Here is a 9,900-nt window from a genome sequence, read left to right on the forward strand (position 1 = left end):
GCACTTCGCTCCACCGCTGCGGTGCCACCCCCAACGCACTCCTCCCACGCCGCCCGGTACGCCGGCGGCGAGACCGCGTCCCGTCTGTCCTGGAAATGCGAAAGAAGCTGCTCATGGCCTCATCGACGTCCAGTGTCATCACTTTGAAGATCAACGGAGAGAAGTACACACTGCCCGTCGATCACCGCACCACCCTGCTCGACGCGCTGCGCGAGCGGCTCGATCTGACCGGCACCAAGAAGGGGTGCGACCAGGGGCAGTGCGGTGCCTGCACCGTGCTGCTGGACGGGCGCAGGGCCGTCGCCTGCCTGCAGCTGGCCGTGGCCGCCGAGGGCCGCGAGATCACCACCGTCGAGGGCCTGGCCGACGGCGAACAGCTGCACCCCGTGCAGCAGGCCTTCCTCGACCTGGACGGGTACCAGTGCGGCTACTGCACCCCGGGGCAGATCTGTTCGGCGATCGGGATGATCCAGGAACACGCGGCGGGCTGGCCGAGCGCCGTCACCGACGACATCCGGCCCGAAGCGGGATCACCGCCCCTGACGGCGGAGGAGATCCGCGAGCGGATGAGCGGCAACCTCTGCCGCTGCGGCGCGTACGTCTCGATCGTCGAGGCCGTCGCCCGGGCCGCCGCAGCAGGGGCGGACGCGGAGCGCGTCGGCTCCGCTGCGGGCACGAAGGAGGCCGTGGCATGAAGGAGTTCGACTATCACCGGGCGTCCGACGTCTCCGGTGCCGTCGCGTTGCTCGGCGCCGATCCGGGCACGCGCTTCCTCGGCGGCGGCACCAATCTCGTCGACCTCATGAAGACCGGGGTCGAACGGCCCGCCCGGCTCATCGACATCCGCGAACTCCCGCTCGACGACATCGAGTCGACGCCGCAGGGCGGTCTGCGCATCGGCGCCACCGTCACCAACGGCGACCTGGCCGCCCATCCCGAGGTACGGCGCCGCTACCCGGCTCTGGCGCAGGCGGTGCTCGCCGGCGCGTCGGGACAGCTGCGCAACATGGCCACGGTCGGCGGGAACCTGCTGCAGCGCACCCGTTGCGGCTACTTCACCGACATCACCAAGCCGTGCAACAAGCGCGTCCCCGGCAGCGGTTGTCCCGCCGTCGAGGGTGAGCACCACAACCACGCGATCCTGGGGGCGTCCGACCACTGCGTGGCCGTACACCCCTCCGACATGGGCGTCGCCCTGGCCGCCTTCGACGCCGTCGTCCACTTCGAGACGGCGGACGGGCCGGGGGAGTTGCCGCTCGCCGACTTCTACCTGCCCGTCGGTGAGACCCCGCACCGCGAGACCGCCCTGCCGCCGGGCGCGCTGATCACCCATGTGGCCTTGCCGGCCGCCCCGGTCGCCGCCGTCTCGCGCTACCGCAAGGTGCGCGAGCGAGCCTCGTACGCGTTCGCCATCGGGTCCGTCGCCGCCGCGCTGGACGTCCGTGACGGTGTCGTCCGGGACGTCCGCCTGGCCTTCGGCGCGGTCGCCTCGCGGCCGTGGCGGGCCGTGGCCGCCGAACGCGTACTGGCGGGCGCGCCGGCCGACGCCGAGACCTTCGCCGCCGCTGCCGACGCCGAACTGACCGCGGCCCGGCCGCTGCCCCGCAACGGATACAAGGTGACCCTCATGCGCAACCTCGTGGTGGCCGTCCTGTCCGAACTCGCCGAGGAGGCTGCCCGATGACCACGGTCACCGTCGGAACATCCGTACAGGCGCCTTCCGTCGGCACCGCGCACACCCGTGTCGAGGGCAGGGACAAGGTCACCGGAGCCGCCCGCTACGCCGGTGAGGTCCCCTTCGCGGACCTCGCGCACGGCTGGCTGGTGCTGTCCACGGTCGCACGCGGCCGCATCCGGGACATCGACACCGACCCCGTGCTCGCCATGCCGGGCGTCCTGGCCGTCCTGGAGCACCGCAACGCCCTGCGCCTGGACACCGACTACACCGGCTTCCTGGGGAAGCCGGACCCGACCTGCGCCGTCTTCCAGCACGACCGGGTGCCGCACCTGGGCTGGCCGGTGGCGCTGGTCGTCGCCGAGACGTCCGAGCAGGCCAGGGAGGCCGCCGAAGCGCTCGTGGTGCACTACGAACAGCAGCCCCACGACATCGGCTTCGACGGCGAGCACCCGGACGCCTACCCGGTGGACGGCCATATGCCCGGGGTGACGGAGAAGGGCGACCTCGACGCGGAACTGGCCGCGTCGGCCGCCGTCGTGGACGCCGAGTACACCACCCCCGAAGAGCACCACAACCCGATGGAGCCGCACGCGGCCACCGCTCGCTGGGACGACGGCCGGCTCGAGGTGATCGACTCCAACCAGGGAGCCACCTGGGTCGTCGGTGAACTCGCCAACCTCTTCTCCCTCGAACCGTCCGCGGTCCGCGTGCGTTCCGAGCACGTCGGCGGTGGCTTCGGCAGCAAGGGCGTCCGCGCCCACCAGGTGGCCGCCGTCATGGCCGCGACCGTCCTGCAACGGCCCGTGCGGGTCGTCCTGACCCGCCGCCAGATGTTCTCGCTGGCGGGCTACCGCAGCCCCACCACCCAGCACGTCAGGCTCGGCGCCGACGCCGACGGACGGCTGCGCGCCCTGGAGCACCGTTCCGTCAGCCTCACCTCCACCGTGCACGAGTTCGTCGAAGCGAGCGCCGCGCCGGCGCGGGTGATGTACGACGCCGACGCCCACCACACCGCCAACCGCGTGGTGCGGCTCGACGTGCCCACCCCGACGTTCATGCGTGCCCCGGGCGAGGCACCCGGGTCCTTCGCGCTGGAGGCGGCGCTGGACGAACTCGCCGAGAAGTGCGGGCTCGACCCGATCGAGCTGCGCCTGCGCAACGAACCCGACAAGGGCCCGGTCTCCGGCCTGCCGTTCGCCGGCCGCAATCTGCCCGACTGCTTCCGGGAGGGCGCCCGCAGGTTCGGCTGGGCGGACCGCGACCCGCGTCCCGGGCAGCGCCGGGACGGCCGCTGGCTCCTCGGCACCGGTACGGCGGCGGCCTCCTTCCCCGCGGGCGCCGCACCGTCGACGGCGTCCGCGACCGCGTACCCGGACGGCACCTTCACCGTCCGGATCTCCGCGGCCGACATCGGCACCGGGGCCCGTACCGCACTCATTTTGGTCGCCGCCGACGCGCTGGACGTGCCGCCGGAGCGCGTCCGCGTGCGCATCGGCGACAGCGACTTCGGGCCCGCGATGATCGCCGGCGGTTCCATGGGCACCCGCTCCTGGTCCTGGGCCGTCACGGCCGCGGCCCGCGAACTGCGCGAGCGGCTGGCCCTGGGCGCCGACGTCCCTGCGGAGGGCATCACGGTGCGGTCGGACACCACCGCGGCCATCGGTGCCCTCGCCCCCGCCGAACGCCACTCCTTCGGCGCGCAGTTCGCCGAAGTCGCCGTCGACGTCTCCACCGGCGAGGTGCGGGTACGGCGCATGCTCGGCGTCTTCGCGGCCGGCCGGATCGTCAACCCGCTCACCGCACGCAACCAGCTGCGGGGCGGCATGATCTGGGGCATCTCCATGGCCCTGCACGAGGAGGCGGTCCGGGACCGTGCCTCGGGCGGCCACGTGGGTGCCGACCTCGCGGGCTATCACGTGGCCACCCACGCCGACGTACCGCACATCGAGGCCGACTGGATCGACGACACCGACCCCGCGGACCCGGTCGGGATCAAGGGCATCGGGGAGATCGGCATCGTGGGCGCCGCGGCCGCCGTCGCCAACGCCGTCTGGCACGCGACCGGCGTACGGCACCGCACCCTTCCGATCAGGCCCGACCGCGTCATCCTGGCGGGAGCGCCGCGTGTTTGACATCGCCGATCAGCTGATCGGCTGGTTCGAGGAGGGCCGGGACTTCGCGGTGGCCACCGTGGTGGCCGTCGGCGGCAGCGCGCCGCGCGGTCCCGGCGCCGCCCTCGCCGTCGACCGCGCGGGCAGCGTCATCGGCTCGGTCTCCGGCGGCTGCGTGGAGGGCGCGGTGTACGACCTGTGCCTGCAGGCGCTGGAGACCGGCGAGAGCGTCACCGAACGCTTCGGCTACAGCGACGAGGACGCCTTCGCCGTGGGGCTGACCTGTGGCGGGACGATCGACGTGCTGATCACGCCGGTGGGCGGGCAGGGGCCCGCCCGGACGGTCCTGGGTGCGGCGGTCTCGGCCGCCGCCCGGGGCGTGCCCGCGGCCCTCGCCCGGGTCACGCGCGGTCCGGCCGAACTCCTCGGCCGGGCCGTGCTGGTGCGGGACGACGGTACGTACGAGGGCGGTCTCGGCGGCCGCCCCGAGCTGGACCGGACGGCGGCGGGCCAGGCCCGGGCCCTGCTGGAGGCGGGCCGCACCGGCACGCTGGAGATCTCGGAGGACGGTTCGCACTGCCCCGGTGGTGTCACGCTGCTGGTCGAGTCGAACGTGCCGCCCCCGCGCATGATCGTCTTCGGTGCGGTCGACTTCGCGTCGGCGCTGGCGCGGGCCGGCAAGTTCCTCGGCTACCACGTGACCGTCTGCGACGCCCGCCCCGTCTTCGCCACGCCTGACCGCTTCCCCGACGCCGACGAGGTCGTCGTCGACTGGCCGCACCGCTACCTGCGGAGCACTGCGACCGACGCCCGCACGGTGCTGTGCGTGCTCACCCACGAGGCCCGGTTCGACGTGCCCCTGCTGAAGACGGCCCTCGCGCTGCCCGTGGCGTTCGTCGGCGCGATGGGCTCGCGCCGCACGCACGAGGAGCGCGATCGACGGCTGCGCGAAGAAGGTGTGAGCGAGCGCGAGTTGGCCCGGCTGCGGTCCCCGATCGGCCTCGACCTCGGCGCCCGTACGCCGGAGGAGACCGCCCTGTCGATCGTGGCGGAGATCGTCGCCGCCGGGCGGGGCGGGACGGGCGTTCCCCTGACCGGTGCGAAGACGCCGATCCACCGCGACCGGGGAGGGGACAGCGAGGTCACGGCCGCCTGACGGGCCGGGAGGCGGTCCGGACCGCTCAGGAGTGCGGGCAGAGGACGAAGTCGGAGGAGGCCTGCCGGGTGAGGCCGTCGCCGAGCCGGCCGAGCGCCTCCCGGATCCGGCGGAGGTGGGCCGGCGTCAGCTGGAGCGGGGGCTCGTCGGGCTGGTAGGTGGTGCGGACGGGGTAGTCCACGCCGGGTTCGGTGGTCATCTCGATGTGACAGCCGAGCACATGGGTGACCGGCCGGCGGTCGGCGAACTCGATCAGCCGGTCGATGCTGCGGGTGAACGCGGGGACGTCCTGGATGTAGAGCCGGCCGGGATAGACGCTGTCGCCCGTCAGCAGCAGCCCGGTGGCCGGGTCGTAGAAGGTGACGGCCGCCTCGTGGTGGCCCGGGGTGGCCAGGCACTCCAGGACCCGGCCGCCCAGGTCGACACGGGCGACCGCGTCCGGGTCCGTCTCGAACCCGAAGTACCGCCAGGCGGTGGCGCGGTCGGCACCCACCACCGTGGTGGCGGGGCGGCCGGCGAACTGGCCGTCGCCCGCGACGTGGTCACCGTGGCCATGGGTGTGCAGCACGAGCAGGTGGTAGCCGTCCCGGGGATGCCGCGCGAGCCAGTCCGCGAGGAGCCCGTCGACCACCCGGCGCAGCGGGAAGAACTCGGCGGACTCCGTGGCGCCGGTGTCGATCAGCACGGCCCGTTCGTTGCCGCACAGCAGGAACAGGAACGGCGCCTCGTAGTGGACCGCCATGTTCTGCCGCAGCACGAAGGTGTGCTCGTCGTAGGCGTGGACCTGGATGTCCGGGTCGGTGTTGTGCTTGGCCGAGGGCGAGCCGTGGATCCACCGCACCGGCAGTGGGAGCGCCCGGGGAGCGGTGGAGGTGAAGTCGATCGGGTGCGTGCCGGTGTCCACGATGTCTCCGCGTGTGCGTCGTCTTTGCGGGCCGGGTACGGCGCACATCTCGTCCGGGGCAGGCACGTCCGAGCCGCCGCCCGGACGCTACCACGCCGCCTGCGGCCGGCCGCCGCTCCGCCCGGCCCGGCCGGGACTCGGAAGGCGGGCCGCCGAGGAGTACAGTATTCACCTGGCGATGAATTACTGCTCCCACGAAGGGCAGGACCGCGATGGAGCAGACCACGTGCTGTGTGGTGGGAGGCGGCCCCGCGGGCATGGTGCTCGCCCTGCTGCTGGCCCGGGCCGGCGTCCCCGTGACGGTACTGGAGAAGCACGCCGACTTCCTGCGCGACTTCCGCGGCGACACCGTCCACCCCTCGACCCTGGCGCTGCTGGACGACCTGGGCCTGGCCGAGCGCTTCGCCCGGCTGCCGCAGCGCCGGGTGCGCACCGTCCAGCTGCCCGTCGGAACCGGCCGCTCGGCCGTCACGGTCGCGGACCTCACGGTGCTGCCCGGCCCGTACAACTACGTGGCGATGGTGCCGCAGTGGGACCTGCTGGACCTCCTCGCGGACGAGGCCCGGCGCGAGCCGGTGTTCGAGCTGCGGATGAGCACGGAGGCGACCTCCTTCCTGATCGAGTCCGGCCGGGTGACGGGGGTGCGCTATCGCACCTCCGACGGCCGCACCGGAGAGGTGCGCGCCGTGCTCACCGTCGCCTGCGACGGCCGCGGCTCGCTGGCCCGGTCCCGTCCGGAGCTCGGCCTGCGCCGCTTCGACTGCCCGATGGACGCCTGGTGGTTCCGCCTCCCGCGCCACGAGGGCGACCCGCGCGGACTCGTCGGCGGCGTCGGCGACCGCTTCCTGACGGCGATGATCGACCGCGGCGACTACTGGCAGTGCGCCGCGCTCATCCCCAAGGGCGCGGACACCCGGCGCCGAGCGGCCGGCCTGGACGCCTTCCTGGCCGACTTCACCGCCGCCGTCCCCTGGATCGCCGACCGCGCACACGCCCTGCGCTCCTGGGACGAGGTCAAGCTCCTCGACGTACGCCTGGACCGGCTGCGCCACTGGCACCGGCCCGGCCTGCTGTGCATCGGCGACGCCGCGCACGCCATGTCCCCGGTCTTCGGCATCGGGATCAACCTCGCGGTGCAGGACGCGGTGGCCGCCGCCCGCTATCTGGCCGAGCCCCTGCGCCGCGGGACCGTACGCCCGCGCGACGTACGCGGGCTGCAGCGGCGCCGCAGGCCGACCACGGTCGCCACCCAGGCGCTCCAGCGGACGGCTCACGCCCGCTTCATCGCCCCCGTCCTGCAGGGCCGGCCGCCGCTCGGCAGCGCGGAGAGGGCCCGGCGCCTGGCGCACCTGGTCGCCGGATCACGCTGGGTACGGCGCGTTCCCGCCTGGTTCATCGCCTACGGCGCACTGCGGGAACGCCCACCCGAGGTGGCCCTCCGATAGCCGTCGCGCCTCGGCGGACCAGCTGGAGTCGCCGGGTGTGCGGTCGTCAGCCGTCCCTCGGATGGTGCACTGTGGAAGGCGTGGACGTCCGGCGAAGTGCTGCCGGTGTGCGGCAGCCGTGGCAGTCGAGCCATGCGCTGCTGCTGATCCCCATCGTGCTCATCGTGGTCATCACCGTGGTGGACCAGCTGGTTCCGGCCGACGTCCATCTGGGTCCGCTGCTGGTCATCGCCCCGGCGATCACCGCCTCTTTCGCCGGTGCCTGGCTGACCGGGCTGGTCGGGTTCCTGGCCGTGGCGGCGCAGGCGTACATCGGCTGGCACTTCGGGGTGCTGTTCACGCGCAACGTACTGGTGCAGATCCTGGCCCTGGCCGTCCTGTCGGCCCTGACCGTGTTCTACTGCGTGATGCGCGAGCGCCGCCAGCGCCAGCTGGCCCAGGTCCGCATGGTCGCCGAAACCGCCCAGCACGTTCTGCTGTGGCCGCTGCCGGAGCGGATCGGTCCCATGAACATCGCCTGCCTGTATCTGGCGGCCGAGGCCGAGGCGCAGATCGGCGGCGACCTGTACGCCGCGACGCCCACCGACAACGGTGTGCGGGTCATGATCGGCGACGTCCGCGGCAAGGGCCTGTCCGCCGTCGGCGAGGCCGCCCTCCTCATCGGTGCCTTCCGCGAGGCGGCACACCACCACACCACCCTGCCCGACCTGGCCGCCGCCCTCGAACGCAGCGTGGCCCGCAACCTGCCCAACCTCGGATCCGACGAAGACCTGGGGGAGCGGTTCGCCACCGTGATGCTGGTGGAGATCCCCGACGACGGCCACGTCACCCGGGTCCTGAGCTGCGGCCATCCGCCGCCCCTGCTGCTCAGTGCCGGCAGTGCCGTGACGGTTCCCGTGCACCCGGCGCCGCCGCTGGGGATCCATGGGCCGTCCCCCGGGGAGTACACCGTCGACGTGTTCTCCTTCGAGCCCGGCGACACCCTCCTGCTCTACACCGACGGCGTCATCGAGGCCCGGGACACCGGCGGCATCTTCTACCCGCTCGCCGATCGGGCGGTCCGGTGGGCGGGGAGCAGCCCCGAGAGGCTGCTGCACCACATCCGCCGCGACCTGCTCGACCACGTGGGGGGACGCCTCGACGACGACGCCGCCCTCATCGCTTTCTGCCGCACGCCGAGCGCCCTGCGGGGCCACCGGCACGGGGCGGGCCTTCACCTGGGCGGTCTCGGACACGGCACCAAGCCGGTCCCGGGCTGAGGCGGACCGTCGGTCGTGCGAACCCCTCACGTCATTGTTGCCTTGACAAGAATTGCCGCGTCAACAATGCTGGACGTGTGAGCAAGACGAGTGGACTCCACGACCATCTCGGCTACTGGCTTCGTCGTCTCTCCGACGAGGTCCACAGCCGCTTCGAGGCCGAACTCGACCGGTACGACGTCACCGTGTCCCAGTGGGGCGTGATGATCAGTGTCTTCCACGGCCACGACACCACCAAGGCCGTGGCCGCGCACATGGACATCGATCCGGGAGCCGTCTCCCGCCTGGTCGACCGGCTCGCGGCCAAGGACCTGATCCGCCGCGAGCCGGACCCCGCCTCCCGGCGCACGGTGCGGCTCGTCCTGACCGACCGGGGGCGGGCCCTGGTCCCGGTACTCGCCGAGATCGCCGACCGGAACGACGCCCACTGGTTCGGCTCGCTCGACGCCGCTCAGCGGCGGCAGCTGGAGCGGTGGATCCGGCAGCTGGTGGGCGAGGCGCATCCGCCGGCACCGCACGGCACTCCTTGAAAGAAGCGCACGATGAGCATCGAACCCTCCGTCACCAAGACCGTCACCATCGACTGCCCCTACGAGAAGGTCTTCTCCTTCCTCGCCGACCCCGCGAACTGGCCCCGGTGGGCCGTCGTCAACGTCCGGTCGATCGAGCCCACCGACGACCCCGACTGGTGGCGCATGTCCACCCCGCTGGGCCCGGCCGGGCTGCGTCTGCGTGCCAACGCCGAGTTCGGCATCCTCGACCACGACTACGTCGACGAAACGGCCTCCTGGCGCGTGCCGGCCCGGGTGATCCCCAACGGCGACGGCGCCGAGTTCATGATCACCTTCCATCGGCCGCCGTCGTTCACCGACACCTTCTTCAAGGAGCAGACCGATCTGGTCGACACCGAGCTGGCCATCCTGAAGAAGGTGCTCGAGTCCGCGGGGGAGTGATCGCCCGGACGTGCGCCGACGGTCCGGAATACCTGCCCGACCGCCTCTGTTGCAGCCGTTGTGATTGGCATGCCCGGATCAAGATCGCAGCGGGGGGCGGCCGGGCGGAAAGGAATCCCATGGCACGCAGCACCACGCGTCCGGTCGTCCGGCTGAAGTCGACGGCCGGGACCGGCGTCACCTATGTGACGCGCAAGAACCGTCTCAACGACCCCGACCGCCTCGTCCTGCGCAAGTACGACCCGGTGGCCGGCGTGCACGTCCTGTTCCGTGAGGAGCGGTGACACGGGACCGCACCCGCGGGGGGGGGGGGGGGGGGGGGGGGGGGGGGGGGGGGGGGGGGGGGGGGGGGGGGGGGGGGGGGGGGGGGGGGGGGGGGGGGGGGGGGGGGGGG

10 protein-coding genes and 1 riboswitch are annotated in these 9,900 nt (G+C 73.0%); of the genes, 9 read left to right on the forward strand and 1 reads right to left on the reverse strand.

Features of this window, described 5'->3' with window-relative positions:
• Nucleotides 1-113 precede the first annotated feature (113 nt).
• Genes ACIHEJ_RS40605 through ACIHEJ_RS40620 form a run of 4 tightly spaced genes read left to right on the forward strand, consistent with a single transcriptional unit; the run spans nt 114 to nt 4,945 of the window.
• Nucleotides 114-695 (forward strand): (2Fe-2S)-binding protein, encoded by a 582-nt coding sequence (locus ACIHEJ_RS40605; RefSeq protein ID WP_400142936.1) that lies wholly within the window; start codon nt 114-116, stop codon nt 693-695.
• Nucleotides 692-1,684: an FAD binding domain-containing protein gene (locus tag ACIHEJ_RS40610; RefSeq protein ID WP_400142937.1), complete on the forward strand. Its 993-nt coding sequence runs from the start codon at nt 692-694 to the stop codon at nt 1,682-1,684. Before ACIHEJ_RS40605 ends, ACIHEJ_RS40610 begins: the two co-directional genes overlap by 4 nt.
• On the forward strand, nt 1,681-3,810 hold the full coding sequence (locus ACIHEJ_RS40615) for a xanthine dehydrogenase family protein molybdopterin-binding subunit (RefSeq protein WP_400142938.1): 2,130 nt from the start codon (nt 1,681-1,683) through the stop codon (nt 3,808-3,810). Before ACIHEJ_RS40610 ends, ACIHEJ_RS40615 begins: the two co-directional genes overlap by 4 nt.
• Entirely contained in the window at nt 3,803-4,945 is a 1,143-nt protein-coding gene (locus ACIHEJ_RS40620) for an XdhC family protein (RefSeq protein WP_400142939.1), read from the forward strand. Before ACIHEJ_RS40615 ends, ACIHEJ_RS40620 begins: the two co-directional genes overlap by 8 nt.
• A 25-nt stretch (nt 4,946-4,970) precedes the next feature.
• Here ACIHEJ_RS40620 and ACIHEJ_RS40625 read toward each other — a convergent pair whose 3' ends face one another.
• Nucleotides 4,971-5,849 (reverse strand): MBL fold metallo-hydrolase, encoded by an 879-nt coding sequence (locus tag ACIHEJ_RS40625; protein ID WP_400142940.1) that lies wholly within the window; start codon nt 5,847-5,849, stop codon nt 4,971-4,973.
• A gap of 12 nt (nt 5,850-5,861) precedes the next feature.
• A riboswitch (guanidine-III (ykkC-III) riboswitch) is annotated at nt 5,862-5,929 on the reverse strand.
• Between the two features lie 132 nt (nt 5,930-6,061).
• Here ACIHEJ_RS40625 and ACIHEJ_RS40630 point away from each other — a divergent pair.
• The 5 genes from ACIHEJ_RS40630 to rpmG all read left to right on the forward strand — a co-directional run bounded on the left by ACIHEJ_RS40630 (nt 6,062) and on the right by rpmG (nt 9,790).
• A complete protein-coding gene (locus ACIHEJ_RS40630) occupies nt 6,062-7,294 on the forward strand; it encodes an FAD-dependent oxidoreductase (RefSeq protein ID WP_400142941.1) in 1,233 nt (410 codons plus the stop codon).
• 80 nt (nt 7,295-7,374) lie between these two features.
• Nucleotides 7,375-8,553, forward strand: a complete 1,179-nt coding sequence (locus tag ACIHEJ_RS40635) for a PP2C family protein-serine/threonine phosphatase (RefSeq protein ID WP_400142942.1) — start codon at nt 7,375-7,377, stop codon at nt 8,551-8,553.
• A 77-nt stretch (nt 8,554-8,630) separates the two neighbouring features.
• The gene (locus ACIHEJ_RS40640; RefSeq protein WP_400142943.1) at nt 8,631-9,083 is read left to right on the forward strand and encodes a MarR family winged helix-turn-helix transcriptional regulator; all 453 of its coding nucleotides are present in this window, start codon (nt 8,631-8,633) and stop codon (nt 9,081-9,083) included.
• Nucleotides 9,084-9,095: 12 nt separating this feature from the next.
• Nucleotides 9,096-9,506 (forward strand): SRPBCC family protein, encoded by a 411-nt coding sequence (locus tag ACIHEJ_RS40645; RefSeq protein ID WP_400142944.1) that lies wholly within the window; start codon nt 9,096-9,098, stop codon nt 9,504-9,506.
• 119 nt (nt 9,507-9,625) lie between these two features.
• Nucleotides 9,626-9,790, forward strand: coding sequence for a 50S ribosomal protein L33 (rpmG, locus tag ACIHEJ_RS40650; protein ID WP_400142945.1), 165 nt, complete (start codon nt 9,626-9,628; stop codon nt 9,788-9,790).
• The last annotated feature ends 110 nt before the right edge of the window (nt 9,791-9,900 follow it).

This window comes from Streptomyces sp. NPDC052301 (assembly GCF_044593395.1).
GTDB lineage: Bacteria > Actinomycetota > Actinomycetes > Streptomycetales > Streptomycetaceae > Streptomyces.

Coding starts and splice junctions, on each gene's coding strand:
- ACIHEJ_RS40605 (WP_400142936.1), top strand. CDS start 114: ATGGCCTCATCGACGTCCAGTGTCATCACTTTGAAGATCAACGGAGAG.
- ACIHEJ_RS40610 (WP_400142937.1), top strand. CDS start 692: ATGAAGGAGTTCGACTATCACCGGGCGTCCGACGTCTCCGGTGCCGTC.
- ACIHEJ_RS40615 (WP_400142938.1), top strand. CDS start 1,681: ATGACCACGGTCACCGTCGGAACATCCGTACAGGCGCCTTCCGTCGGC.
- ACIHEJ_RS40630 (WP_400142941.1), top strand. CDS start 6,062: ATGGAGCAGACCACGTGCTGTGTGGTGGGAGGCGGCCCCGCGGGCATG.
- ACIHEJ_RS40645 (WP_400142944.1), top strand. CDS start 9,096: ATGAGCATCGAACCCTCCGTCACCAAGACCGTCACCATCGACTGCCCC.
- rpmG (WP_400142945.1), top strand. CDS start 9,626: ATGGCACGCAGCACCACGCGTCCGGTCGTCCGGCTGAAGTCGACGGCC.